The organism is Brotaphodocola sp. (assembly GCF_983179755.1).
The window spans coordinates 1-26,514 of sequence record NZ_CFAHBC010000023.1 but is presented as its reverse complement, the minus strand read 5'-3'; the positions used below and the strand labels follow the sequence as shown (position 1 = coordinate 26,514).

Genomic DNA, 26,514 nt, shown 5'->3' with positions numbered 1-26,514 from the left:
TCACCGGTCTCAACCCTGCTCTCATTTTCTCTAAGGTAGTATGATAAAAATATGTACTTTGTTATATTACCATATTTTTCTCACCACTGTCAAGATTATTTTGGTATTTTTCACATTACTGTTGGGAGTTTGCAAGCTCTACGTGGACATTTTTACCACGGATCTTTGCATTTTTCATGCACTCCACAACCTCTCCTGCACAATCCGACGGAACTTCGACGAAGGTATATTTGTCATACATGTCGATGCTTCCGATCATACGACCGGAGATTCCGGACTCGCCCGCAATCGCACCCAAAATATCTCCCGGTCTCACACCCTGATTCTTTCCAAGATTTACAAAAAGGCGAGCCATATCGCCGTCGCTCTTTCTGCCACGACCGCCACGGTTGTCTCTTCCACTGCGTCCGCGACCGTTGTCACGACCTCTGCCTCTTCCACCACGACCCCAGGAATCGAGATCATCGAGGGAACGTGCCGGCTGGGAATCGATCGCAATGTCCTGATTTTCCTCACCCATGCTCATTCTCAGAAGAGCGGAAGCGAGATCGAGGGAGGTGTAATCCTCCTCGAGGAGCTTCTTCTCTACAATATGAAGAACTCGGCTCAGATCCATATCTGCCATCACCTGCTTTGCCTGATCGAGGATCTTCTCTGCCTTGATCTCGGTGATGTCGTCGAGGGACGGAATTGCCTGAGGAACGATCTTCGTCTTGCAGTAACGCTGAATGTCGCGCAGTTTGTATACATCGCGTCCTACAACAAAACTGAATGCGATACCCTCACGACCTGCACGACCGGTACGACCGATTCGATGTACATAGTACTCCTCGTCCTGCGGAATGTCGTAGTTGAACACTGCCTCGACATCGTCGACATCGATTCCTCTCGCTGCCACATCGGTTGCGACAAGAATCTCGGTGCGACCATTTCGGAAACTGTTCATCACGCGGTCACGCTGGATCTGCTTTAAGTCTCCGTGAAGACCCTCTGCAAAATAGCCTCTTCCCTGAAGCTCCTGCACCAGCTCATCAACCTGACGCTTCGTATTGCAGAAAGCGACAGACAGCTTCGGAGCATACATGTCGAGAAGACGGCACATCACCTCAACCTTGGTCTTCGGCTTTACTTCATAATAATACTGGGTTACTTTCGGAACCGTCAGCTCCTTCTTCACCACGCGGACGATCTGCGGATCTTTCTGGAACGTCTTTGCAATCTTCTGAATTGCGTCCGGCATCGTTGCAGAGAACATGATTGTCTGACGCTCCTCCGGAAGCTGGCTCAAGATCGTCTCCATATCCTCCAAAAATCCCATGTTCAGCATCTCATCTGCCTCGTCCATGATCACTGTATGTACCTGATCAAACTTGATCGTCTTCCGGCGCATATGATCCATCACACGGCCCGGGGTGCCGACGATGATCTGGGTGCCATCCTTAAGTCCGCGGATCTGGCGCACGATGTCCTGACCACCGTAGATCGGCAGAACCTTGATGCCGTGCATGTACTTTGCAAGGTTGCGGATCTCATCTGCTACCTGAATCGCAAGCTCGCGCGTCGGACAGAGTGCAATCGCCTGAAGTTTCTTATTTTTCGGATCGATCTTCTGAAGCAGAGGAATTCCAAATGCTGCAGTCTTTCCCGTTCCGGTCTGTGCCTGTCCGATGATGTCCAAGCCCTCCATCTGAACCGGAATTGCCTTTGCCTGAATCGGGGAAGCCTCCTCGAATCCCATATCCGTCACAGCTCTCAGAATTCTGTCATCAATCTGTAACTCTTCAAATTTTACTGTATCCATTCTGTGTCCTCATTTTCCTTCATTTTTGTTTCTTGTTTGTTTCTTACCTGCTTTTTTGTTTCCTGTTTTCGGGTTTTCATACGTTTCACACAGTAATACGCTTCGTATTGTCCACCCGTTTCTGTTTCCATCTCTCTTTTTTGCTTTTGTATCTTTGTATGGGTCTCTCTATGATTTTCGGTTCCATTTGATTTGAATAAAGAACAATCCAGTCAGTCAATCAGCGATTTTTCTTCCGGTTTCCGTCATCCCTTTGCAAATAGATTCTATTTTACATCAAGCACAATGTTTCCGGGCAGACATGGTTGTACTCTCTTTCTCTCCTGCAACTGTCTCTCTTTTCTTAAAGAAAGAGAGGGTTCAAGATAGACCTTGAATCCTCTCTCGCATACGTCTAAAAATTTTAACACAGGTATGTTTTCATGTCAATCAAACAAAATCCCGAATTTTTATGTAAATTTATTTGCTTTTTTGACTTCTTTTTGACTGTGTTTTTCTGAGGTACACACAATGGCGAATGACTCCGTGTGGGAAAGATTTTTTGCCAGATTCTCTCTCCTATTTTGCAAACACTCCCTCCGGGGACAGTCCGTTGTTCGTTCCGTAAGAATCATAAATCTGATCAAATGTTCCCTGCGGAGCCTGTGCAATGTAGGAATAACCACTGCCGTACTTTCCGTAGAGTTTCATAATCGTGATCATGTCTGCCTGCGGAATCTCCACGCATCCCGATGTCTCGGTATCTCCCGGCATATCGCAGTGAAGGAAGAGCGCAGAACCGCGACCGGAAACGGCATTGCGGTTGTATCCTGCGTCAATCACATAGTTGTAATAGCCTGCATAGCCCTGAGCACCAACTCGCTCGCCTTTTTCGATGGAACCCTTGACTAACTTGTTGCTCGTCTCCTCCCAGACATAGGAGTCATCAACCTGAATGTAGTCAGACGGAAATCCCTCAAGCGCCTGTGCCTGACCAAACGGAGTGTTCATCCGGAAAACACCGATCGGGGTCGTCTTATCTCCCTCATGGCGATCGTTGCTCATTCCGTTCCGTCCGAGATGACCGGCTACCTCAAGGCATTTCGTCCAGCCTGTGCCATCGGTGCCATTGGCAGTCTTCTCATATGCATAAACCTGACAGTTGGTGCCACCGCGTCCCTCGACAACAACAAGGACAGAGGCATCCTGCGGAAGCACAAATTTTTCCGGTACAAACGATGCTGTCGACTCTCCTAAGATCTCCTGTGAAGGACTCTGATTGAGCTGTACCGTCTCTGTGATCACAGAAGAGGTTGATGTCGTGCTGTTGCCACTTCCGACTGCAATGATCGGTGATCCCGCCCATGCCGGTGTTGTCATCAAAAGCATCGCCATCGCCATGCAGATTCCTGTTTTCTTTTTCATTTGCAACTCTATTCCTTCCTGTCCTATTCTTATATTCTATGCCAGAATTGCTTTTCCCGCAATTTCCGTATTTTTCTGTTTTCAGCTATATTGGCTTTTTGTTTCTCTTATTCAGGTCGACGCAAGCATCAACTTGGCGCGTGATTTTAATCAGCTTTGCTGACATCTTCCTATTAAAATCACTGCGCATCCGCTCTGATTTATACTTTGAAACGATAGCCCACACCCCAGATCGTCTCAATATACTGAGGTTTCGCGGTGTTAAACTCGATCTTCTCGCGAATTTTCTTAATGTGAACCGTGACTGTCGCAATATCTCCGATCGACTCCATATCCCAGATCTTTGAGAAGAGTTCTTCTTTTGTAAATACATGGTTCGGATTCTGTGCGAGAAAGGTCAGAAGATCAAACTCCTTCGTCGTGAAGTTTTTCTCCTCTCCATTGACCCACACGCGTCTTGCGGTCTTGTCAATCTTGAGTCCGCGAATCTCAATGACTTCGTTCTCCGGACTTCCGCTTCCAATCAGACGCTCATAGCGCGCAAGATGTGCCTTCACACGCGCCACCATCTCGCTCGGGCTGAACGGCTTTGTCATATAGTCATCCGCTCCGAGTCCCAGACCACGGATCTTGTCAATATCTTCCTTTTTCGCAGAGATCATGATGATCGGCGTATTCTTCACCTCGCGGAAACGACGGCAGATCTCAAATCCATCCATATCCGGAAGCATCAGATCAAGAATCAGAAGATCAAAATCCTCTCCGAGAGCACGGTCAAGTCCCTTCTTTCCGTTCTCCTCCAGTTCTACCTCAAATCCACTCAGCTCTAGATAATCCTTTTCCAGCTCTGCAATGCTCGTCTCATCCTCAATAATCAAAATTCTGCTCATTTTTCCACGCTCCACTACTTATTTATATGTTGCTTTCTTATTTACTGATCTCTTAATTTACTGCTTTCTATATCTTGCTTTTTCTATCTTGCTTTATATATCGCTGATTTTCAATAGCCTCTGTTATTTCTACTTTGACGACTTTTCCTTTTTTCCGGAATCTTTCTTTCCGGATTCCTTCTTATTAGAGCCGCCACGTCGATCTGACTCAGGAACAGAAGGTTCTGTCTGCGGAACTTCCTGATACTTTCTCAGCACAAAATGCATCTCCGTGCCGATTCCGAGTCTGCTCGTCGCCCAGATCCGTCCGCCGTGATCCTCAATGATCTTGCGCACAATCGAGAGACCGATTCCGCTTCCACCCTGAGAAGAATTTCTCGATGCGTCAGTCCGGTAAAAGCGATCAAAAATATTCGGAAGATCCCTCGCCGCGATGCCCCTTCCATTGTCCTCGATCTCGACCTGAATGAAATCCCCGACATCCTTGATCCGGATGTTGATGATCCCCTTCGGCTTGTCCATGTACTTAACCGAGTTGCTGATGATGTTGTTGACCACTCGCTTCATCTGCTCGGCATCAGCGATCACGACCACATCATCACTGACGTAGTTGAAATATCCAAGTTCGATCCCTCTCGATTCCATATCGAGTCCGACTTCCTCCGCACAGTCTCCAAAATAGCTGTTCACATTGATCTTGGAAAACGTATACGGAATCTTATTCGTATCAATCTTGGAGTAAAACGTCAGCTCATCGATCAGGCGATCCATGTCGTTTGCCTTATTGTAAATCGTTCGGATATATTTGTCCAGCTTCTCCGGCGAAGATGCCACTCCGTCGAGAATTCCCTCGACATATCCCTTAATTGCGGTGATCGGTGTCTTTAAATCATGAGAGATATTGCTGATCAGCTCCTTGCTCTCAATATCGTACTGAATCTTCTCCTCCGCATTCTCTTTCAGGCGAATTCTCATCTCCTCAAAGTCCTGGCAGAGTTCTCCGATTTCATCGTCTTCCTCCACATCCAGCGTGAAATCAAGGTTGCCATCCCGGATCTTTCTGGTTGCCTCCTGCAATTTGCTCAGCGGTCTTAAGATCGAGCGATACACCCAGATCGTCAGCGACGCACAGACAAAGACGAGCATCAGCACGCCGGAAACCAGCATCTGAATCACCATGGAGCGCACTTCCGGACCGAATTCATTGAACCGGTACAGCACGAACAGTTTTCCCATCGAAAGCACCATACCGACAAAAATCACCGGCAGGATGGAAAATGCAAGAAACGCAATCGCAAGACGTGTCTTTAATCTCATCTGGTACACCCCTTTCTGATTGTTCTGTTTTGTTTATCGTTTTTCCCTTTTTTAACTTTTTAAAATAGGAAATCCCAAAAAAACTCTCTGTAAAGAGTATACCATAAGAATCCCATTTCATTTCTGAAAAAACTATAAAATAAGATAATCGGCAAATGCTCCCTATTTCAAGCAGATAAATGGGTATGAAAAAGAGGCGCATTTCACGCCTCTTCTTTTTCGTTTCATGCTTCACTTTTTAATTTCCACACTCGATGCTGATCTCATTGAATTTCTCAAGAATCTCATCGATCTGGGTGTTTGTCTTCTCTGCTCCAGCGCGATCCATGACCGCGTGTCCCTGGTGCATCATCAGAAGACGATTTCCGTATTCCACCGCATAGCGCAGATTATGTGTAACCATAATCGTTGTCAGGTGCTTCTCCTCCACGATCTTTCCGGTCAACTGCATGATGATCTCGGCAGTCTTCGGGTCGAGTGCAGCGGTGTGCTCATCGAGAATCAAAAACTCAATCGGAGTCATTGTCGACATCAGAAGCGCCATCGCCTGACGCTGACCGCCGGAGAGCACTCCGACTTTCACATCCATCTTGTCCTCAAGACCGAGTCCGAGAGATTTTAACTGCTCCCGATAAAAATCAACGCGCTGACGGTTTGTTCCCGGGCGAAGGTTGAATGGCTTGCCCTTGTTGTCCGCAAGGGACATGTTTTCAAGAATCGTCATGCTCGGGCAGGTTCCCATTGCCGGATTCTGGTAAACGCGACCGATCTTGCGCTGACGCTTGAATTCCGGCATGTTGGTGATGTCTTTTCCGCCGATCCGGATCGAACCGGAATCAAGCGGAATGCTTCCACAGATCAGATTGAGCATCGAGGTTTTTCCCGATCCATTGCTTCCGACGACGGAGACGAACTCCCCATCCTGAATCGTCAGGGAAAAGTCCTGAAACAGACACATCTCATTGACGGTTCCTGCATTGTAATATTTATGAATATGACTGAGTTCGAGCACTTATTTCCCCTTCTTTCCTGCAATTTTTACTTTGCCCTCTGTCCGGTTGCTGACTACCAGAATCACCAGGAACAAAACGGCTGTGATCAGCTTCAGATCCGAAGCTGCCATTCCCATCGCAATCGCAATCGAGACACAGGCTTTGTAGACCACAGATCCCGTAATGACTGCTGTCGTCGCCTTGACCGAATTAAAACGCTTCAAGAGCTTCATTCCGATGATAACACTTGCAAGTCCGATAACCATAGTTCCGGTTCCGGTGCTGATCTCAAAGAAGCCTTTCTGCTGACAGTACACACAGCCTGCAAGGGAAGCAAATCCGTTTGCGATCGCAAGACCGAGGATTTTTACCATACCCTTGTCTTTTGCCAGAGAGGTGACAAGCACATCGTTGTCTCCCGCTGCCCGAAGCAAAAATCCTGAGCGCGTGTTCAGATACAGATCGAGAAGTATCTTACAGACCACAACAATCACAAGAAGAATCAAAGCTACGAGATACGGTTCAAGTGCCTCCGGTACCATACTCTCAAGCCATGCATTTTCAAAAATTGTCTCCTGACTGAAAATCGGCACATTTGCTTTTCCCGCAATGCGAAGATTGAGCGAGTAGAGCGCTGTCATCACGATAATACCGGAAAGCAGGTCACGCACCTTGAACTTGACGTGAATGATTCCTGTGATGCATCCGGCAAACGCTCCGGTTAAAAATGCAAGAAACAGAGTCAGAAATGGATTCACACCTTTTAAGATCAGCATGACCGTGACTGCTGCTCCGAGTGGAAACGTGCCGTCCACAGACAGATCCGGAAAATCCAGAATTTTATAAGTAATATATACGCCGAGTGCCATGATCGCATAGATCAGACCCTCCTCCATCACGCCAAGTACAATGGACATCTCTCTCCCCCAGCTTCTAATCGTCTTTCGAGTTATCAGTAGTTATCGAAGTTACTTTGTGGTTGAGCTAATCTCATCGAAGAGTCCTGCTGCACTCTCAGTCAGCTCATCCGGCAGGGTAATTCCGAGGTTCTCTGCTACCTTTGTGTTTCCGTAGAAAGCAGCTTCCTTGATGACCTCAAAGTTCATCTCGCTTGCCTTCTTCTCGCCCTTTAATACCTGTGCTGCCATCTTACCGGTCTGCTCACCAAGGCTCACATAGTCAAGTCCCATTGCTGCGAGACAGCCGATCTTTACCTGCTCTACCTCACTTCCAAATACCGGAATGTTCTTCTTTCCTGCCTTGTCAAGGATGACCGGAAGAGAGCTTACAACGGTGTTGTCAGTCAGGTTCGTGATGCAGTCTACCTTCTCAACCAGATTGTCTGCTGCCAACGGAATATCTGCTGTGGAAGAGATACCGCTCTCCACGATCTCAAATCCGTAATCTCCCGCTGCCTCCTTGTACTCCTCGATTGCGGAAACGGAGTTGATCTCACTTGTGCTGTACATGATACCGATCGTCTTTGCATCCGGAAGCACTTTACGGATCATCTCAAGCTGTTGGGTAACCGGGAGCTTGTCGCTTGTACCGGTAATCTCACCGACCGGAGTTCCATCTGCATTTGCAAGCTCTGCTGCAACCGGATCGGTTACTGCGGTGTAGATAACCGGAACGCCATCTTTCTTAACTGCGCTGTATGCACTCTGTGCAATCGGAGTTGCAATCGCGCAGATCAGATCTGCCTTCTTTGCAAGGAAGTTATCCATGATCTGACTTGCGGTACCGCCATCTGCCTGTGCATTCTCATAAAGGACGGTCAGGTTCTTGCCCTCGACGATGCCCTCATCTGCAAGTCCCTGAAGGAAACCGATTCGGCAGTTGTCAAGAGAACCGTGCTCTGCAAACTGACCGATTCCTACGGTGAAATCGCCATCTGCGATCTCTGCCACGCCGGTATCTTCTCCTGCGCTACTGCTCTCTGCACTGCTTCCGTCCTCTGCCTTGGACTCTGCGGAGCTTGTCGCTTCGGAAGAAGTGGTTGTCGTCTCGGTATTTTTTGAGGAAGAACATCCTGCAAGTACTGCCATCGCCATTGTCGCCAGAATCACTGCTTTCACATTTCTCTTTTTCATAATCTTTTCCTCCTGAAATTTTGAAATAAGGAATATGCCTTGGCACATTCTCGTGGAGCATTTTTTGTTTCATGGGACGCCATTTGGAATGCCATTTCCTATGAAATAAAAAAAGTCCCAGATACAGTTTCCTGTATCTGAGACGAATTCACATTTACTTAATCCGCGGTACCACTCAAATTGGCAATAGCCCTCTTTTTCACATACATGCATATGTGCTGTCAGATAACGGTCACAGTTTCCGTCGCTCCATACTCCCGATCTTCATTCATCAAAAATAACCTCATAAAAGTAAAAAAGTAAGGTTCTGATGATCTGTCTCAGTTTCAGAATCGCCCTCGAAAGTCCATTCAACAATCTCCGCCATGTTGCAATCCCACCATCTGCAACTCTCTGTGATTTTAGAGGAAAGCCTACTCGTCTTTCTCATCGGTTTGTTTGGTTTTGGTTTGTTTTGTTAAATGAATTGTAAGCCTGAATTTCAAATTTGTCAAGCAGAGTTTTTATCTTAACCATCTCTTACAGATTCAACTTTTCATACCCCTTGCTCACATACACATCCATCCGCTCCCTAAGTGCCTCGTGATCCGGGTCTATAAGTTCCGGATCTGACTTTAATAGCGCGTCAACCTCTCTGGCGACGGTCTTTAAGAGATCTGCGTCCGTGAAAATATCCGCAAGGCGAAATTCCAGATCTCCGCTCTGACGCATGCCAAAGAAATCTCCCGGTCCTCGCAGTTTCAGATCCTCCGATGCGATGTAAAATCCATCGTTTGAGCGGTTCAAAATGTCAAGGCGCTCCTGCGTTCCATCCTGATCGGAGCCATTGACCATGATGCAGTATGACTGAGCCTTTCCGCGCCCGACTCGTCCGCGAAGCTGATGAAGCTGGGCGAGTCCGAAGCGCTCCGCATTCTCAATCATCATTACTGTCGCATTCGGCACGTTGACTCCGACCTCGACAACCGTCGTCGACACGAGAATCTGGATCTCGCCGGATGCAAATGCCTCCATGATCTTATTCTTCTCTTTGCCCTTCATCCGACCGTGAAGATACTCAATCCGCGCGCCCGGAAGCCGTTCCCTCAGAAGTTTCGTGTAATCAAGCACATTCTCCGCCTCGATCATCTCACTCGCCTCGACCATCGGGCAGATCACATATGCCTGATGACCCGCGCCCAGCTCTTTTGCAAGGAACTGGTAGGCGCGATCGCGATATCCCGTATCGACGACACAGTTCTTGATCGGCAGACGGCCGACCGGCATCTCATCGATCACCGAGATGTCGAGGTCGCCGTAGAGAATGATCGCAAGTGTTCTCGGGATCGGTGTCGCGCTCATCACAAGCACATGGGGCAGAGTGCTTGTCTCCTGGTGCTTCTCTGCTTCTGCACCAGATAAAACTTTCAGGCTCTCAGCGCCCTTCTGACCGAGCGCCTCCCTCTGTCCGACACCAAAACGATGCTGTTCATCGGTGATCACGAGGGCTAGTTTGTCGTAGTGAACATTTTCCTGAATCAGCGCATGGGTGCCGACGATGATGTCTGCCTCGTGGGAGGCAATCTTCTTGTATGCTTCCCGCTTCTCCTTCGCTGTCATTGAACCGGTCACGAGCACGACCTGCTTTGTGACTCCCCATTTCTCAAACAACTCCTGCATCGACTCAAAATGCTGTCTTGCGAGGACTTCGGTCGGAGCCATCAGAGCGCCCTGAAATCCATTGTATGCGGTCTGGAGAAGAGCAAGGATCGCAATCACGGTCTTTCCCGATCCGACATCACCCTGAACGAGACGGTTCATCACAAGACCGCTCTCAAGATCCCTCCGCACCTCGGTAAGCGTGCGCTTCTGGGCTGAGGTCAGCGCATACGGCAGACGGGCTTCAAGCGCATCGACCTCCTCTGCATGATGCATCACAAACGCGGAGGTCTGATCCTGCCGTTTTTCCTTGAGTCTTCGCACTGCCAGTAAAAAGAAAAAGAACTCATCAAAGACGAGACGCTTTCTCGCCATCAGAAGTTCCGCGCGGTCAGCCGGAAAATGAATGTGCTCGAGCGCATAGTTGTACTCCGCAAGCTCATAACGGCTCCGCAGATCTTCCGGAAGGTACTCCCTCTCCATCGTGCGACGGGCAAATGCCTCCTCCATCGCGCGCACAATCGCCTTGTTTCCAAGCCCTTTTGTCTGACCGTAGACCGGGCGCATCGATCCCATGACCCGCTCATAATCCTCGAGCGAAAAGATCTCCGGCTGTTCCAGCTCAAGACGACTTCCCTTTTTCACGACCTTTCCGCGAAAGACGAAACGTTTTCCCATCTGAAGCGTTGCGCGCAGATAAGGCATATGGTACCACGTCAACTGCATGACTCCGCTCCGGTCCTTGACTGAGGCAAGCGTCAACTCGACCTGCTTAAATCGGCGCACCGATGCCGTCTTTAAGAGAACTCCGGAGACCGCGACAATCTCCCCCTCTCTCACCGACTCAATCGGTGTCGGAGGCTCGTAGGAATCGTATCCTCTCGGATAGTCGTGGAGCAGATCGTCCACAGTCTCAATTCCCAATTTTTGAAACAGGGCACCGGTTTTTTCACCGATGCCCTTTAAACTCGTAATAGGTTCCTGATTCATAAAAAATTACTCCACAGAAATAAAGTTATTTCATGGAAACAAGATTATTCCACGGAAATCATGTAATAATAAATCGGCTGTCCGCCATTCTGAAGCTCAATCTCAAGATCCGGGAATGCCTCTTTTGCCTTGTCTAAGAGTGCCTGAGCATCCTCTTCCTTCACATCGCTTCCGTAGTAGATCGTCACAAGCTCGGACTCCTCGTCTGCCATTGCCTTGAGGCTGTCGAGAGCGACGGTCTCGATTCCGGTGCCGACCGTGAGCATACCATGATCGCCGATTCCCATGATGTCTCCCTCATGGATCTCCATGCCGTCAATGTTCGTGTTGCGGACTGCGTAGGTGATCTGACCCGTCTTCACGCGCGCCATCTCATCCTTCATCGTCTCAAGGTTCTCCTCCGGGGTCTGATCCGGAACAAAGTTAATCAGAGCCGTGATTCCCTGCGGAACGGTGCGGGACGGAACAACCACAATCTTCTTGTCCTCGACGAGATACTTTGCCTGCTCCGCTGCAAGGATGATGTTCTTGTTATTCGGAAGGATGTAGATCACATCCGCATTGACTTTCTCGATTGCAGAAAGCATATCCTCGGTACTCGGGTTCATCGTCTGACCACCCTCAATGATATAGTCTGCTCCAATTCCGCGAAAGATCTCACTGAGTCCTTCTCCAACAGAAACTGCAATGAATCCTGCCGGCTTGCGCGGCTCCTCGCTCGCCTTTGCCTGCTCTGCTTTCTCTCTTTCCTCCTGATCTTTCTGCTCCTTTGCAAGCTTCTCTGCGTTCTGGATCAGACGCTCATGGTGCTCCTCGCGCATGTTATCGATCTTCATGCGGGACAGAGAACCGTAGGTCAGTGCCTTCTGGATTGCAAGACCCGGATCATTCGTGTGAACATGAACCTTCACGACATCATCATCGGAAACGACAACGATCGAATCGCCGAGAGACTCCAAGTATGCCTTGAATTCATGCTCATCCTTCTCGGTGTACTCCTTCTCGAGATTGATGATGAACTCGGTACAATAACCGAATTTGATGTCAGCAGTCTCAATGTCAGAAGAACCGGCAGCGCTCTTTCCTGAGGTCATCGCAGAGACACCTGCACCGGTGGACGCCGGAATCGTCATATCGACTTCCTTGCCGTTAAGTCCGTCAAGGGCGCCTTTGAGCACCTGCATCAGACCCTGACCGCCGGAATCCACAACGCCTGCCTGTTTCAGAACCGGAAGCATCTCCGGGGTCTGGCTCAGCACATAGTCACCCTGCTCAATGACCTTCTCTGCAAACTCAATGACATCATCGGTCTGAGGAACCAGCTCCACAGCCTTGTCTGCCATGCCCTTTGCAACGGTCAGGATTGTGCCCTCCTTCGGCTTCATAACTGCCTTGTAAGCCGTCTCAGTCGCACGCACAAAGGCATTTGCAAGAACTGTGACATTGATCTTGTCCGCATTCTTGATCTCCTTCGTAAATCCGCGCAGAAGCTGAGATAAAATAACACCGGAGTTACCGCGTGCACCGCGCAGGGAGCCAGAGGAGATTGCCTTTGCAAGGTTCTCCATCGTCGGCTGCTCAATGCCTGCAACCTCGCGCGCTGCCGACATGATCGTCATCGTCATGTTTGTTCCCGTATCTCCATCCGGAACCGGAAATACGTTCAACTCATTAATCCATTCTTTTTTTGCCTCTAATCCTTTTGCCGCAGAGAGAAATGCTCTCTGTAACAGATGTGCATCAATATCCTTCATACTCACCGGTATGCTTCCTCCTTCATTAATCAATTACTCGTACACCTTCTACATAGATATTGATCTTGTCAACTTCCATTCCGGTGAATTCTTCTACTTTGTACTTTACATTGGCAATCAGGTTGTCTGCAACTGCACAGATGCTGACTCCATAAGCCACAATCACATGGAAGTCCAGAGAAATGTGGTTGTCCTCCACACTTACTGTGATTCCGTGTGTGATACTCTCTCTTTTAAGCAGTTTTACAAGTCCGTCTTTCATGCTCACTGCCGCCATTCCGACGATTCCGAAGCATTCCACTGCTGTCATACCTGCATAAAGGGCGATAACATCTGAACTGATCTGGATTTCGCCAAGTTTGTTGTTGATATGTCCTTTCATAGCCATCCCTCCATTTTTATTTTTCCGCGATCGAAAGATGATACCATCTGCCTGATCGGGCAAATTCCATCTCGGGTCGCAATTTTTCTTAACTGAATAACTGTTCTGTGTCTTCCTCATCTTCCTCTTCACATTCACAGTTACCTACACAGATCTTAACGCGATACCAATAAGGCGCATAAACGCGCAACTTCATACCCCTTAGAAAGTTACCATGCTATCACGCCAAAATCTAAATTCAAGACATCTTTTAACTAAATAAGTATACCACACACCCGATATTGTGTCCATTCCAAGTTTTCTTGTTACATTTTTTTTGAAATTTTTCAAATTTTACTTGCAAAAATGTCGAACTTCTGTTATCATACATTTGTTGTAGCCTCCACCCGGAGGCAAGTAGCGGTGAAGGAGGTGCAATCATGGCTAAATGTGCAATCTGTGAAAAGGCTGCTCACTTCGGAAATAATGTGAGCCATTCCCATAGAAGATCCAACGCGATCTGGAAAGCAAACGTTAAATCTGTCAAGGTTAAGGTAAACGGCGGCGCTAAGAAGATGTACGTTTGTACTTCTTGCTTACGTTCTGGCTTAGTAGAGCGTGCTTAATTTATGGCATTTAAAAAGCTGTTAGTCCACTTGGGCTGACAGCTTTTTTGCATTTCATGAACCAATCTTCATGAATTAACTGAGTCATCTTTCTCAGATTCTAACACCATAACACTTCCAATTTGTCAACATGCAAACAGATAATACCCAAACGTCAGACACCCGATGATGAAAATCAGGGTTGTCAGAGTTTCGGGGATAAAAAGTAAGAGGGTCATCCCCATTCCAAAACAAAAAAGCATCAGACCACAGACTCGCTTCATGGATTCCTCCTTACACGATGGGATCGATCGAATCAACGGATCAAAATCAAATTCTTTTGATCCTTCTCATCCTTTTTCTTCTGATACTATCACCATATGCAAGTGTCCATAAAACGATTCCGCAGACGGATGCTTTTCTTTACTTCTTATTATTCTTTAATCTTCTTTTGGTTTTCCCTGATTGTTGTTCTTTTACTTTTGCAAGCTTCTTTGGTTTACTTCTTTTTTCTATTTCCTATTTCTTGGTCACTTCTTTTGCATTCTCAGCGATCGTCTCCGCGGTCTCGACCGCTTCCTTTGAGACTTCCTTCTGTCCGCCCGTAAACTTATTCACAAAATCCGGTACCATGTCGAGAATCTTCGTCACAGCGTCCTGCTGTTTGATGTTCACGAGCTTCGTCACTCCGTTCTGGATCACGAGAACCGCGCTCGGGCTCATCTTCGCACTCATTCCGCCTCCGCCGTTCTGCTTCGCATTGTCGGCAAACGAACCGGCAGCCATTCCGCAGGTCACATCCACAAGCGGAAGAATGATCGCATCATCCACCTTGACTGCTTCACCCACAACTGTCTTCGTCGTCACAAACTGATCCATTCCCTTAAACAGCGCCTCCACTGTCTCTGCAAAATGATTATCTGCCATCACTATTCCTCCTTATGACCTGCCCTCTTTAGAAAACTATCTGCGCGAATTTCTCCATGTCTTCCACAGTCTCCGGGCATCTTTATCAATCAGAATCCTGAGTCCGATCCAAAGCAGAGTCCCGATCCGAATCCGACCTCTGAACTTTGCCTCACCTTCAAGCACCAGCGCCTCCGCGTCAAACACCGGTGTCAGTGCAAAATTTCTTCCATAAAATCCATAAAACGGACTGACGACTGTCAGCACCTGCCCCGTCAGATACGGATCTCCGAGACCAAACACCAGCTTTCCGGAGAGTTTCTGCGGGAGAACGTGGCGTAGAAACCGAACAAGCTGACGCTTCAAGAGCCGAAAAACTCGCTTGTTCTCCTCTTTTCGAAGAAACTCCATCAGACGCTTTCGCTTCTCATTCAACTCCTGAAGATTCGAGCCGATTCTCATCAGGCGTTTTTTGAGTCCTCCGAGACGCCCTCTAAGTCCACTCAGAAACATTTTGATTTTTCCTAGAATCGCCTTTGCCTTTTGTTTTATTCTTTCTATCGGATTCTTCTGTTTCGTTTTCTTCGACGTTTCCTGCGTTTCTTGTATTTCTTCTGTCGTTCTTTTCGGATTTTTGGGATCTTCCTTGTTTTCCTCCCGTTTCTTCTCGCTGAGCTTTTCTGGTTGTTCTGTTTGTTCCGGTTGTTTCGATTTTTTTATGACGGTTTCGGATTTCCTGGTCGTTCCTGACGTTTCCGTGATCTCTGACCGTTCTGGTTTCATCGGATTCCCCGATTCCTTTTCTTTCGGTTCTTCTTTCGATTCTTCTTTCGGCTGTACCGTCACACGCCCAGGCGTGCTCTCCTCTGATGCTTTGCTCTGCTCTTTCTCAACTGCAACAGCCTCAGCCCTCTTTTTCTTTCCGAGTGGAATTCCAAAAATCCGCAGAGAAATCTCTGTCTTTTCCTTTCGCCGAACTGTCAGAGAAATCGCACGAAACAGCCAGCTCACCGTAGCTTCCGCACAAAATTTCTCATAGAGAGACAGATCTGCCCGGTAACAGATCGGCACAAACAAAATCAGACACAACACCAGTAAAATCAATCCGAGAATTCCAAGAATCAGCAGTCCAAGAATTTTCAAGATTCCAAAAATGACAGCCAGCATCCGTTAATTTTCCTTTTCCGCCCCGTCCTCATCCAAACGGTTCTGTTCTGAATTATGCTCTGAAAAACCACACTCAAAAGATTCCTTCAAATCAGCTTCTGAAAAATCCAAATCTTCCGAAAAGCTCGAACACTCCGAGAAATCTACGACATCCGAAGCCTCCGAACAATCCGAGACAAACACTCTCCAGTCAAACCCTCCGGTTGTCCGGTACATATCATCTACAATCTGGCGCACGACCTCAAGCGCCTCCCAGTAGGTCACGGCAACTCCGATCAGCAGATGCTCCTGATCCCGGTAAGGCGGAAGAAGAAGCATCGCAGACGGATAGATATCAAGCACATTATTCCCATTCTGTGGCGGAGTAATCACATAGACCTCCGGCTGAATCTTCTTCTGTCGGATTCCCTGAAGAATCGCAAAACGCCGTCTCGATGCCTTTTTTCCGATGTAGAGATGTTTATACCAGATCATAGTCCTCTTCTTCCATCAACATTTCCAGAAGTTCCTTGCTCGTCTCCCTCTCTGCCCAGTCGGAACAGCTCTCCAGACTGTTCTTCACATACTCAAACAGTTCCTGCGAGGAATTAAAGCAGAATGGAATCACACCCAAAACTCCTGCCATGATTGCACGGGAGACCATTTTTGAAAGAGACTTTAAGAGTGGATCAACCTCTGCGATAAAATCATTCACCGTCTGATCAAGTATTGTACGGTCAACTTCGCCCTCGGACTTCGTCTTTTCAAGATTCGCAAATGGACTGTCTGAAATCAGGTTCACCACACGGAATGCCAAAGTAAGCTCTTCCTCGTTCTTCCAAGCGTCTTCCTGAAAATCCATGCGCATATATTTCTCAAAATTCTCTTCCTGGATCCCCTCAAGTGCCTCGAGTTCTTCAAAGACAGTCTCTGCGAGCTCTTCCTTCTTCTCACAAGCTTCGCAGACGGCGCGCAAAATTGCATTGACATGCTGTTCTTCCACTGCATCACGGACTGCCGAAGATTTGCACAGGCAGACCACACAGAGATCATTTACCATTTCCTGAAGATTCCGGAAGAGATCCGTCTCGCCCGAAAGCTGTAATCCAGCTTTTATGATTTTCTCCTGAAATGCCAAAAACGTTTCTTTCGGCATGTCGGAGAAATTCTGCTGTCTCAGCTGATCCAACAATTCTGCAAGCTCTGGTTTCTGGTGCTTCTGCTCCTCGTTCATCTCCAACATACTCGCAGAGCGCACAAAGTACATCATTGATTTGAGACTTTCTTTATCTGATCCAATATAGACAGACAGGGACTCTCTGAGAATGCTGTAAAACTTCTGTCTCGTCATGCGGACCGGAAGCTCCCGGATCACCAACTGAATCCGCTGGTTCATCGTCGCCTGATCTTCCACATCCGTGATATAGTGGACCAGTCGCGCAAAGAATTCATCATCAGAATCTTCCACAGTCGGAAGATCATCGCGATACTTGCGCTCCATACGGTTGAACACATATTCATAGGTGCAGAAATTATCCACAAATCCAATCATCGTCTCCATATGCTTTTTGCACGCTTCTCTCAGCGTAAGTGCCTCCTGCGTCAATTCCGCAGAATCCTCCCCCTCACAGAAACGCTTTAAAAGTTTTACAAGCGTCTCCACCAGAGGTCCATATGATTCCTTGTCCGCGCTACATCCCGCAAATTCCAGAGCTGTTTCGCCGTCGCACAACATACAGGAATTTAACGCAAGTCTCGCCAGCGAATATCCATATGCGGACGAGCTGAGTTTTCTCCACTGATTTGCCATCTCCGAATCCCCCATTTTTCTTTTTATTCGTAATGCAATTACTTTTTACTTCGCAATGCACAATTAATCAATTCGCATTAGCAATCACTAGCGATAATTAACGATAATTATCAAGAATCGAACGGCGGAGCAGATCGAGTGCACGCATCACTGCCTGCTCTCTGACTTTCTCGCGGTTTCCCTTAAACTGGTACTTCTCAACATTGACCTTGTCCTTCATGTAGGTCGCAATATAGACAAGACCCACCGGCTTCTCCTCGCTTCCTCCATCCGGTCCGGCAATTCCGGTCACAGCGACGCACGCATCGGAATCCGTTGCAAACACGCCTCCGGTCGCCATCTCACGCGCGGTCTGTGGGCTGACTGCCCCGTATTTCTTGAGCGTGCTCTTGCTCACATCGAGATACTTGCGCTTTGCCTTGTTTGAGTAGGTGACAAATCCCTGATTGAAGACCTCTGATGCTCCCGGCACATTGACAAGACGACCTGCGACGAGTCCACCTGTGCAGGACTCCGCCGTTGTCACAGTCAGCTCATACTTGTTGAGCAAACGGACAACCGCCATCTCAAGCGTCTCATCCTCCTTCGTCGAGTAGACAAGGTCCCCGAGACGGTTCTTGATCTCCTTGACCACCGGCTTCATCAGCTTCTTCGCTTCTTCCTCCGTCGGAGCTTTTGCAGTCACACGGATATGAACCTCTCCGGTCTTTGCATAAGTTGCAATCGTCGGGTTCTTCTGACCGTCAATCAGATCGATCAGCTTGCTCTCCACCTGACTCTCACCCGTTCCACACACCTTGATCATCTGGGAGCGAAGGACTTCCGGCTGACGCTCCTTAAGCCACGGATACACCTGATTCTTGAACAGCGGAACAAGCTCATTCGGCGGTCCCGGAAGGAGAATTGCCGTCTTGCCATTCTTCTCCATAATCATTCCCGGTGCCATTCCATTGTCATTGTCAAGCACGGTCGCCCCATCCGGAACAATCGCCTGTTTCCAGTTGTTTGACGGGATCTCCTTGTAGATTCCTCCGCGGAAATATTCCTCGATCCGTTCTCTCGTGTGCGGATCCTCCACAAGCTCAAATCCCATGATCTCTGCGCAGACTTCCTTCGTCAGATCATCCTCTGTCGGGCCAAGACCTCCGGTCAGAATCACAACATCCGAGCGGTCGAGTGCCGTCTTTACGGTCTCCGTCATACGATCATGGTTGTCCCCGACGACCGTCTGATAATAAATGGAAATTCCAAGATTTGCACACTGCTGTGCGAGATACTGCGCATTCGTATTCACAATGTTTCCAAGAAGCAATTCGGTTCCTACTGCAATCAGTTCCGCTGTCATCTCTTTTTACATCCTTCCTTCTGTCAGAACCCGATGGTTCTTTGAAATGTAATCCACAAGGGATACCACCGTCAGAATCAGTGCAATCCAGGTGCATACCAGAGTCAGAAGGTGGAGCACCGGAAGATTGACAATCATCAAAATCACTGCAATCATCTGAAACGTGGTCTTAAATTTTCCCCAATAGCTTGCCGCAATCACAATTCCCTGCTCCGCTGCCACAAGGCGAAAACCGCTGATAATGAACTCTCGGCTGACAATCACAATGACCATCCATGCCGGCATCTGTCCAAGCTGAATCAAACAGATCAGCGCCGAACAGACAAGAAGTTTGTCTGCCAACGGGTCCATAAACTTTCCAAAATTTGTCACAAGATTGTATTTTCTTGCAATCTTTCCATCAAGCATGTCGGTCAGACTCGCAACAATAAAAATACCACATGCCAGGTTTCTCAAAATCTGAACCTGACCATTAAATGCAAGCAGGCTCACCACAAAAAACGGAATCAGAATCACACGCATTACCGTAAGTTTATTCGGCAGATTCATTGTAGACCTCCCCGATCAAATCGTAATCTGAAGAACCGGTTACCTTTACTCTCACAAAATCACCGGACATCATCGCCTCGCCGGTATTGACAAAAATGTATCCATCCACACCCGGAGCATCCATATAGGTACGTCCCACATACGCCGGCTCGTCTGCGACCTTGCCCTCGATCATCACATCAAGCACGCGACCGACCATCGACTCGGACTTCTCAAACGCGATCTCCTGCTGAAGCTCCATGATCTCATCACGGCGCTCCTCCTTGACCTCCTGATCAATCTGATCCGGGAAGGCTGCTGCCGGAGTATCCTCCTCTGCGGAGTACGCAAACACACCGAGACGCTCAAATTCCATCTCATCGACGAACCGCATCACTTCCTCGTGATCCTCCTCGGTCTCACCTGGGAAACCTGCGATCATCGTTGTTCTGAGTGCAATATCCGGAATTGCGGTGCGGAGCTTGCTGATCATCTCGCGAAGCTGAGCCTGGTTTGTCCGCCGTCCCATACGTCTCAACACATTGTCACTCGCATGCTGGATCGGAATGTCGAGATAGTGGCAAACCTTCTCCTCGGTGCGGATCGTCTCGATCAGCTCATCCGTGATCTCCTCCGGATAGCAGTACTGAATGCGAATCCAGTAGATACCCGCGATCTGTGCAAGGCGATGAAGCAATTCCGGAAGCATCTTCTTTCCGTAGAGATCCACGCCGTAGAGGGTCGTCTCCTGAGCGACTAAAATCAGCTCGCGCACACCCTTCTTTGCAAGGCTCTCCGCCTCCTTTAACAGTCTCTCCATCGGAACAGAGCGGTAATTTCCGCGCAGGCTCGGGATGATGCAGTATGTGCAGTGCTTGTCACAGCCCTCAGCAATCTTCAAGAATGCATAGTGACCGCCCGTTGTCAGCATACGCTCCGTCTGAACCTCCGGAAGTGCATTGAGGTCATGGAAACAGCTCACGCCGTGTTCACCGCCAAGAGCCTTCTTTAAGACAGCAGAGATCTCATCGTAAGTCGAGGTTCCGAGAATTCCGTCCACCTCCGGGATCTCATCGATGATCTCCTGCTTGTAGCGCTGTGCCATGCATCCGGTTACAATCAGAGCCTTGCACTTACCGGTCTTCTTTAACTCTGCCATCTCAAGGATTGTATTGACACTCTCCTCCTTTGCGTCATTGATGAAACAGCAGGTGTTGATCACAATGATATCCGCCTCGTTCTCATCATCGGTAAAGCTGTATCCGTCCTTATTCAGAAGACCGAGCATCATCTCGGTATCTACCAGGTTCTTGTCACAGCCAAGAGAAACACATAAAATTTTCATCTATACAAACTACTCCTAATCTCTCTATCTCTTTGTACAACGATAATATTTTTTAATAAATTTTTTATTTTTTCTATATCTATGGAAAAAGCCATCTCGGATAAAAATCATGAGACGGCTCCCCCTTTATTTCTAAATTCTCTCTGTCAGGATTCTTATTCTTAGAATTCATAGAATCCCTTTTTTGCCAATCTTACTCTTCCTCGCCGATGTGAGCCGGATTCTTCAGAGCCATCTCGCCGATCAGGCCAGCAGCCTCCTCGGTTGCCATCTCAAGAACGACATTGGATGCATCCTCAGCTGCACGAACTGCGCTCTCGTCAATGTAAGACAGGGTAGCGGTGTTCTTCTCGAGCTCGAGATACTCCTCTCTGGTCTCCTCTTCATCCTCTTCGGACTCTACATCGCCAAGGATCTTTACGCGACCCTCGTACAGCTCCTGAACTGCGATGGAAAGCGGTTTCTTTCCCGGTGCTGCTGCAACGAGCGGATCATCTCCACCGATGATCTGTCTTGCACGCTTGGAAGCTGCAAGAACAATAGAATAACGGCTCTGTACAACCGGCTGCTCGCCCGGCTCCACATCGCTGTTTACTGCATTAATCAAATCTGTATAAGACGGATGTAACATAGAAAAATCTCCTTTCCACAGGCGCTTTTGCGTCCTGCGCTGACATATTAATATAATTTTATTTGCGATAAACCTGAAGCTCCTGATTCATCTGTGCACAGAACTCCCTGTTTTCCTCGCTTCTCGCATGCTGAGACTGAATCAAATGGTGAAGCTCTTCCACGCAGGTGTCCAAATCGTCATTGACCAGAATATAATCATACTGATCCATGTAGACAGCCTCCTCCCCCGCACGGGCAAGACGCTTTTCAATGACCTCAGCAGTCTCCGTTCCGCGACCGCGCAGACGGGACTCAAGCTCCTTCGCACTCGGAGGAGTGACAAAGATCAGCAGAGTATCCGGGAACTTCTCCTTCACCTTCAGAGCACCCTGAATCTCGATCTCGAGAAGAACGTCCTTTCCAGCTTCCCGCTGTTCCATCACATACTTCTTCGGGGTTCCATAATAGTTTCCCACATACTGCGCATGCTCAATCAGGGCATCTTCCTCAATCATCTGCTCAAATTCTTCTTTTTTCAGGAAGAAATATTCCCGTCCATCCTGCTCTCCCTCACGCGGTCCGCGCGTGGTTGCAGAGATCGACAGCGCATAACGGTCTGCGTACTTTGCAAGCAGTGCCTTCATCAGCGTTCCCTTGCCAGCTCCGGAAAATCCGGAAACAACCGTCAACAATCCCTTCTGACTCATCTTTCTCGGCTCCTTCTTACTCAATATTCTGAATCTGCTCTCTCACCTTCTCGATCTCGGTCTTGAGCGCAATCGCGCAGTCAGACGCCTGAAGATCGGTTGACTTCGAGAGTGTCGTGTTTGCTTCCCGGTTCATCTCCTGTGCAATGAAATCGAGCTTTCTTCCGACGCTTCCACCGGTCTCGAGTTCCTTGCGAGTTGCAGAAATGTGACTGCGCAGACGAACCATCTCCTCATCCACACAGATCTTGTCCGCATAGAGCGTCACTTCCGTGGCGATCCGTCCTTCTTCCAAAACGGCCCCGGCGAGAAGTTCCTTCACCTTGTCCTCAAGGCGCTGGCGATACTCGCTTAAAATCACCGGAGAGCGCTCCACAATGAAGTCCACCTGTTCTTCCATATAGGAAAGTTTTCCGAGGAGATCTGCCTTTAACTTTTCTCCCTCCTGAACGCGGGACTCCACAAATTTCTTTGCTGCCTCCTCGACGACAGCAGAGAGCTGACGCCACATCGCATCCTCGTCCTCCGGCTCCTGCTCCATCACAAGAACCTCCGGCAGAGATGCAAGTTTTGAAACCGTCACATCATTCGGAATTCCGAACTCCTCTTCCATCTTCTTGAAATGCTCCATATATTCCATTGCAAGAGAACGATTGTAGCGAAGACAGAGGTTTCCCTCGGTGTAGTCCTCATAAGAGATAAAGACATCCACCTTTCCTCTCTGAATATAATTTTTGAGAAGATTTCTTATTCCAGCCTCAAAGTAATTGAACTTTTTCGGCAACTTAATGCTCAGATCCAGATACCGGTGATTCACCGCCTTTATCTCCACAGAGATCTTGCACTCTGATGTGACAACCTCACACCTTCCGAATCCGGTCATGCTCTTAATCATCTGATCGTATTGCTCCTTTGTCTGCGATATGCATATTTGCTGTCTCAACTATCTTAAACATGTCTGATCTGGTTAGTCAGGCGTGATACTCTACGATTTCCATAGATAATAATCATTATAAGACAAATGGAAAAGCAAGTCAACTTGAAATTCAAATGTGAATCCTGTATAATAAAATGGTTCGTTACTGTCCACGCGCCCTGCAAACAGCAACAGAAATTACACGAGGTATAAATATATGGCATTTGACGGAATTGTAATTGCAAATCTGGTTCATGATATCAAGACGAAGCTCGAGGGTGGAAAGATCAACAAGATCGCTCAGCCGGAGAAAGACGAGCTTCTCTTTACGGTAAAAAACAACAGGGAGACTCTGCGTCTGTCGATCTCGGCGAGCGCAAGCCTTCCTCTCGTCTACTTTACAGACAAGAATAAGCCAAGCCCACTGACGGCTCCGAATTTCTGCATGCTCCTGCGAAAACATATCGGCACCGGCAGAATCGTGAAGATCAGCCAGCCGGGTCTTGAGCGAATCATCGACTTTGAGATCGAGCATCTCGACGAGCTCGGAGATTTGAGACGCAAGCGCCTGATCGTTGAGCTGATGGGAAAGCACAGCAACATCATTTTCTGCAAGGAGGACGGCACAATTCTCGACAGCATCAAGCACATCTCCGCTCAGGTCAGCTCCGTGCGCGAGGTTCTGCCGGGTCGCCCCTACTTCATCCCACATACGACGGAGAAGTCTGATCCCTTAAGCATAACGGAAGCTGAGTTTATTGATCTGATGCACTCTGCCCCGCTCCCGATCCAGAAAGCACTCTACCAGAAACTCACGGGCATCAGCCCGATCATCGGAGAGGAACTCTGCCACATTGCCTCGATCGACGGAGACCGCTCCGCAAACGAGCTGAACGAGACAGAGCTGACTCATCTCTATCACATGTTCTCACTGATGATCGACGATGTCAGAGAGGGACGTTTTACACCGAACATCGTCTACAAGGGCGGAGAACCGGTTGAATTTGCGTCCGTCCCGCTGACCTGCTTTGACAGCGCGACCTACACCGCAAAGACATTTGAGAACATCAGCCAGCTTCTCGAGTCCTACTACGCAGAAAAGAGCATTCTGACACGAATCCGCCAGAAATCCGTTGATCTGCGCCGTGTCGTCCAGACTGCCCTCGAGCGAAACTACAAGAAGTACGATCTTCAGCTTCGCCAGCTCAAGGATACCGAGAAGCGCGATAAATTCAAGATTTACGGCGAACTCTTAAATACGTATGGCTATGAGCTCTCCGGCGGAGAGAAGGAACTGAAATGCTTAAACTACTATGAGAACAAAGAAGTAAAGATTCCACTCGATCCTCAGCTCTCCGCTCAGGAAAACGCACAGAAGTATTTCAGCAAATACAATAAGCTCAAGAGAACGTTTGAGGCTCTGACCGATCTGACCGCCGAGACGAAGCAGGAGATCGATCACCTCGAGTCGATCAGTGCCGCCCTCGACATCGCCGTCCGGGAGGAAGACCTCGTTCAGATCAAAGAAGAGCTCTCGGAATTTGGCTTTATCAAGAAGCGTCCGTTTGGCGCAAAGAAGCCGAAGATCACGAGCCGTCCTTATCACTACCGCTCGACCGACGGCTTTGACATCTACGTCGGCAAGAACAACTATCAGAACGAGGAAGTCACCTTCAAGATCGCAAACGGCAATGACTGGTGGTTCCATGCAAAGGGAATCCCGGGTTCGCACGTTGTCGTTCGCACGGAGGGAAAAGAACTTCCGGACCGCGTCTTTGAAGAGGCCGGTGCTCTCGCAGCCTGGTACTCGAAGGGACGCACCAACGAGAAGGTCGAGATCGACTACATTCAGCGCAAACATGTCAAGAAGGCAGCCGGCGGTGCACCGGGCTTTGTCATCTACCACACAAACTACTCGCTGATGGCATCCCCGAAGCTCGAACTCGAGGAAGTGATCTCCTAAAATTGCTTACACATCACCAACTTTAAGCATAATTCTGACCCATGTTTGACATCATCCAGTCAGAATCCATGCTTTCAGAATTCTTACACAATAAGTCGATAAAATCACGAATGAAAAGCGGAGAAGATTCCACATTTGGTCTCTTCCCCGCTTTTCCAGGTTTTTCTTATTCCGGTTCCACCTCGTTGAAATCTTCCTCTCTCGGAAAATCTTTCAGGGAAACGCCCTGGTGCTTTTCTCTTCCGCCCAGTCTCTCCTGCTCCGTCGGCTCCTCCTCCGGCGTGTGGATAAACTGCATCTTCTCCTCCCAGCCGTTTAATAGCTCCTCGCTTGAGACCCGGAAGACTTTCATGATGGCACACAGCTCAATATCCGTCACATATCTCTGTTTTGTCTCAATTCTTGTAATAACATTTCGATCAATATCAAGTCCCATAAGCTGAAACTCCATCGCCAGCTTTCTCTGCGAAAACCCTCGCTCCTCCCGGAGCTGTCTAAGTCTATCTGCAATGAGGTTCTTCTCGCCGGACTCTCCTCTGGACTTCGGCACGTATCTTACCTCCTGTCTCATAATTTCAACCACGCTGAGTTTATTTTACCCAAAAACGTCTCTTATCTTGGTTGTAAAAATGAGACAGGATCAGCTAGATAAAAAATAATATAACCACCCATGGAGATCAGTGCGGACAAAACTGTCTTCAGGGGGAGAAGCCGGTTCCTGGTAAAATCCTTTTCCAGACGGACGACAGGAAGGAACGGCTCCTTTGCCATCACGGTGTTCACCTGATGCAGGTGTTTCTTTTCCTTTCTTAGTATACTCTGTCTTTTTATTCCTACAAATCTTCGTGCAGTTTTACATCGCTATTATCTGCCATACATTGTTTTAAGGCAACGATCACTTTTTCCGCATCCAGCGGCTTTGCAAGATGGACATTCATTCCTGCCAGCCGGCTGTTGATAATATCTTCTGCAAAGGCATTTGCTGATATTGCAATGATCGGAACCCTCATGGCATCCCTTCTTTTCATTTCCCTGATTGTCCTTGCGGCATCCAGTCCATTCATTCTCGGCATCATGATATCCATATAGACCGCCGTAAAGTCTGAACATATTTTGTCCAAAAGCCGTCGTTCTGCCATCTGTTCTTCCAGCGTACTTTTCAGTTTTCTGTTCCTCATATGTACCATTACAGTCAGGATAAGAAGCAGAAAGATCAGCACGGCTATAAAAGCCAAAGCAGCCACAGACTGCAGTTGCTTCGGAAATATATATTTCATTTCTGTCATAACAAAATCCTCTCTCTTTTTCCTGTCTGCTTTTCCCATGCACCGAAAAAGCAATTACAGCCAGTTTTCCAGAACATCATTCAGCTTATTCATATCCAGCGGTTT

24 protein-coding genes and 1 pseudogene are annotated in these 26,514 nt (G+C 48.2%); 2 read left to right on the top strand and 23 right to left on the bottom strand.

The annotated features are described in order from the left end of the window. Nucleotides 1–115: 115 nt before the first annotated feature. The 10 genes from AC4EVX_RS09275 to AC4EVX_RS09230 form a co-directional block, all read right to left on the bottom strand. Nucleotides 116–1,801, bottom strand: coding sequence for a DEAD/DEAH box helicase (locus AC4EVX_RS09275; RefSeq protein ID WP_177976734.1), 1,686 nt, complete (start codon nucleotides 1,799–1,801; stop codon nucleotides 116–118). Between the two features lie 558 nt (nucleotides 1,802–2,359). Then, nucleotides 2,360–3,205, bottom strand: coding sequence for a hypothetical protein (locus AC4EVX_RS09270; protein WP_490160065.1), 846 nt, complete (start codon nucleotides 3,203–3,205; stop codon nucleotides 2,360–2,362). A gap of 200 nt (nucleotides 3,206–3,405) precedes the next feature. After that, entirely contained in the window at nucleotides 3,406–4,095 is a 690-nt protein-coding gene (locus AC4EVX_RS09265; protein ID WP_177976736.1) for a response regulator transcription factor, read from the bottom strand. 129 nt (nucleotides 4,096–4,224) lie between these two features. After that, on the bottom strand, nucleotides 4,225–5,412 hold the full coding sequence (locus AC4EVX_RS09260) for a sensor histidine kinase (RefSeq protein WP_490160064.1): 1,188 nt from the start codon (nucleotides 5,410–5,412) through the stop codon (nucleotides 4,225–4,227). 238 nt (nucleotides 5,413–5,650) lie between these two features. Beyond that, the gene (locus tag AC4EVX_RS09255; RefSeq protein ID WP_490160063.1) at nucleotides 5,651–6,424 is read right to left on the bottom strand and encodes an ABC transporter ATP-binding protein; all 774 of its coding nucleotides are present in this window, start codon (nucleotides 6,422–6,424) and stop codon (nucleotides 5,651–5,653) included. Then, complete coding sequence (locus AC4EVX_RS09250) at nucleotides 6,425–7,321, bottom strand: ABC transporter permease subunit (protein ID WP_177976739.1); 897 nt, start codon at nucleotides 7,319–7,321, stop codon at nucleotides 6,425–6,427. 51 nt (nucleotides 7,322–7,372) lie between these two features. Then, complete coding sequence (locus AC4EVX_RS09245) at nucleotides 7,373–8,497, bottom strand: ABC transporter substrate-binding protein (RefSeq protein WP_308451470.1); 1,125 nt, start codon at nucleotides 8,495–8,497, stop codon at nucleotides 7,373–7,375. 519 nt (nucleotides 8,498–9,016) lie between these two features. Then, the gene (recG, locus tag AC4EVX_RS09240; protein ID WP_490160062.1) at nucleotides 9,017–11,125 is read right to left on the bottom strand and encodes an ATP-dependent DNA helicase RecG; all 2,109 of its coding nucleotides are present in this window, start codon (nucleotides 11,123–11,125) and stop codon (nucleotides 9,017–9,019) included. A gap of 44 nt (nucleotides 11,126–11,169) precedes the next feature. Beyond that, nucleotides 11,170–12,885 (bottom strand): DAK2 domain-containing protein, encoded by a 1,716-nt coding sequence (locus AC4EVX_RS09235; RefSeq protein ID WP_490160061.1) that lies wholly within the window; start codon nucleotides 12,883–12,885, stop codon nucleotides 11,170–11,172. 19 nt (nucleotides 12,886–12,904) lie between these two features. After that, on the bottom strand, nucleotides 12,905–13,261 hold the full coding sequence (locus AC4EVX_RS09230; protein ID WP_177977329.1) for an Asp23/Gls24 family envelope stress response protein: 357 nt from the start codon (nucleotides 13,259–13,261) through the stop codon (nucleotides 12,905–12,907). 419 nt (nucleotides 13,262–13,680) lie between these two features. Here AC4EVX_RS09230 and rpmB point away from each other — a divergent pair, with 419 nt between their 5' ends. Beyond that, the gene (gene rpmB / locus AC4EVX_RS09225; RefSeq protein WP_118533668.1) at nucleotides 13,681–13,866 is read left to right on the top strand and encodes a 50S ribosomal protein L28; all 186 of its coding nucleotides are present in this window, start codon (nucleotides 13,681–13,683) and stop codon (nucleotides 13,864–13,866) included. 125 nt (nucleotides 13,867–13,991) lie between these two features. On the opposite strand, the gene AC4EVX_RS09220 is transcribed toward rpmB, so the two are convergent. The 11 genes and pseudogenes from AC4EVX_RS09220 to AC4EVX_RS09170 all read right to left on the bottom strand — a co-directional run bounded on the left by AC4EVX_RS09220 (nucleotide 13,992) and on the right by AC4EVX_RS09170 (nucleotide 23,139). After that, nucleotides 13,992–14,129 carry a hypothetical protein gene (locus AC4EVX_RS09220; RefSeq protein WP_177977327.1) on the bottom strand — a complete coding sequence of 46 codons (138 nt, stop codon included), beginning with the start codon at nucleotides 14,127–14,129 and terminating at the stop codon, nucleotides 13,992–13,994. A 235-nt stretch (nucleotides 14,130–14,364) separates the two neighbouring features. Next, on the bottom strand, nucleotides 14,365–14,772 hold the full coding sequence (locus tag AC4EVX_RS09215) for a GerW family sporulation protein (protein WP_177977326.1): 408 nt from the start codon (nucleotides 14,770–14,772) through the stop codon (nucleotides 14,365–14,367). Nucleotides 14,773–14,808: 36 nt separating this feature from the next. Further along, complete coding sequence (locus AC4EVX_RS09210) at nucleotides 14,809–15,918, bottom strand: DUF2953 domain-containing protein (RefSeq protein WP_490160060.1); 1,110 nt, start codon at nucleotides 15,916–15,918, stop codon at nucleotides 14,809–14,811. A 3-nt stretch (nucleotides 15,919–15,921) separates the two neighbouring features. Continuing rightward, nucleotides 15,922–16,392: a hypothetical protein gene (locus AC4EVX_RS09205; protein ID WP_490160059.1), complete on the bottom strand. Its 471-nt coding sequence runs from the start codon at nucleotides 16,390–16,392 to the stop codon at nucleotides 15,922–15,924. Then, nucleotides 16,379–17,707: a hypothetical protein gene (locus AC4EVX_RS09200; protein ID WP_490160058.1), complete on the bottom strand. Its 1,329-nt coding sequence runs from the start codon at nucleotides 17,705–17,707 to the stop codon at nucleotides 16,379–16,381. Before AC4EVX_RS09200 ends, AC4EVX_RS09205 begins: the two co-directional genes overlap by 14 nt. A gap of 97 nt (nucleotides 17,708–17,804) precedes the next feature. Further along, nucleotides 17,805–19,052, bottom strand: coding sequence for a competence/damage-inducible protein A (locus AC4EVX_RS09195; protein ID WP_490160057.1), 1,248 nt, complete (start codon nucleotides 19,050–19,052; stop codon nucleotides 17,805–17,807). A gap of 6 nt (nucleotides 19,053–19,058) precedes the next feature. Next, nucleotides 19,059–19,601 carry a CDP-diacylglycerol--glycerol-3-phosphate 3-phosphatidyltransferase gene (pgsA, locus tag AC4EVX_RS09190; protein WP_308451463.1) on the bottom strand — a complete coding sequence of 181 codons (543 nt, stop codon included), beginning with the start codon at nucleotides 19,599–19,601 and terminating at the stop codon, nucleotides 19,059–19,061. After that, nucleotides 19,585–20,925, bottom strand: a complete 1,341-nt coding sequence (gene rimO, locus AC4EVX_RS09185) for a 30S ribosomal protein S12 methylthiotransferase RimO (RefSeq protein WP_490160056.1) — start codon at nucleotides 20,923–20,925, stop codon at nucleotides 19,585–19,587. Before rimO ends, pgsA begins: the two co-directional genes overlap by 17 nt. A gap of 376 nt (nucleotides 20,926–21,301) precedes the next feature. Then, nucleotides 21,302–21,556, bottom strand: a pseudogene (rpoZ, locus tag AC4EVX_RS09180) (DNA-directed RNA polymerase subunit omega); the annotation flags it as partial. Between the two features lie 58 nt (nucleotides 21,557–21,614). Next, nucleotides 21,615–22,244 carry a guanylate kinase gene (gene gmk / locus AC4EVX_RS09175; RefSeq protein ID WP_177977975.1) on the bottom strand — a complete coding sequence of 210 codons (630 nt, stop codon included), beginning with the start codon at nucleotides 22,242–22,244 and terminating at the stop codon, nucleotides 21,615–21,617. A gap of 16 nt (nucleotides 22,245–22,260) precedes the next feature. Continuing rightward, nucleotides 22,261–23,139, bottom strand: coding sequence for a YicC/YloC family endoribonuclease (locus tag AC4EVX_RS09170; RefSeq protein WP_490160055.1), 879 nt, complete (start codon nucleotides 23,137–23,139; stop codon nucleotides 22,261–22,263). A gap of 238 nt (nucleotides 23,140–23,377) precedes the next feature. Between AC4EVX_RS09170 and AC4EVX_RS09165 the strand changes: the two genes are divergently transcribed. Further along, complete coding sequence (locus tag AC4EVX_RS09165) at nucleotides 23,378–25,123, top strand: NFACT RNA binding domain-containing protein (protein WP_177977321.1); 1,746 nt, start codon at nucleotides 23,378–23,380, stop codon at nucleotides 25,121–25,123. Nucleotides 25,124–25,289: 166 nt separating this feature from the next. Here the strand turns inward: AC4EVX_RS09165 and AC4EVX_RS09160 are convergent, their stop codons facing one another. Beyond that, on the bottom strand, nucleotides 25,290–25,673 hold the full coding sequence (locus tag AC4EVX_RS09160; RefSeq protein ID WP_308451459.1) for a helix-turn-helix domain-containing protein: 384 nt from the start codon (nucleotides 25,671–25,673) through the stop codon (nucleotides 25,290–25,292). Nucleotides 25,674–25,956: 283 nt separating this feature from the next. Beyond that, a complete protein-coding gene (locus tag AC4EVX_RS09155; RefSeq protein WP_308451458.1) occupies nucleotides 25,957–26,409 on the bottom strand; it encodes a response regulator in 453 nt (150 codons plus the stop codon). Nucleotides 26,410–26,514: the final 105 nt, after the last annotated feature.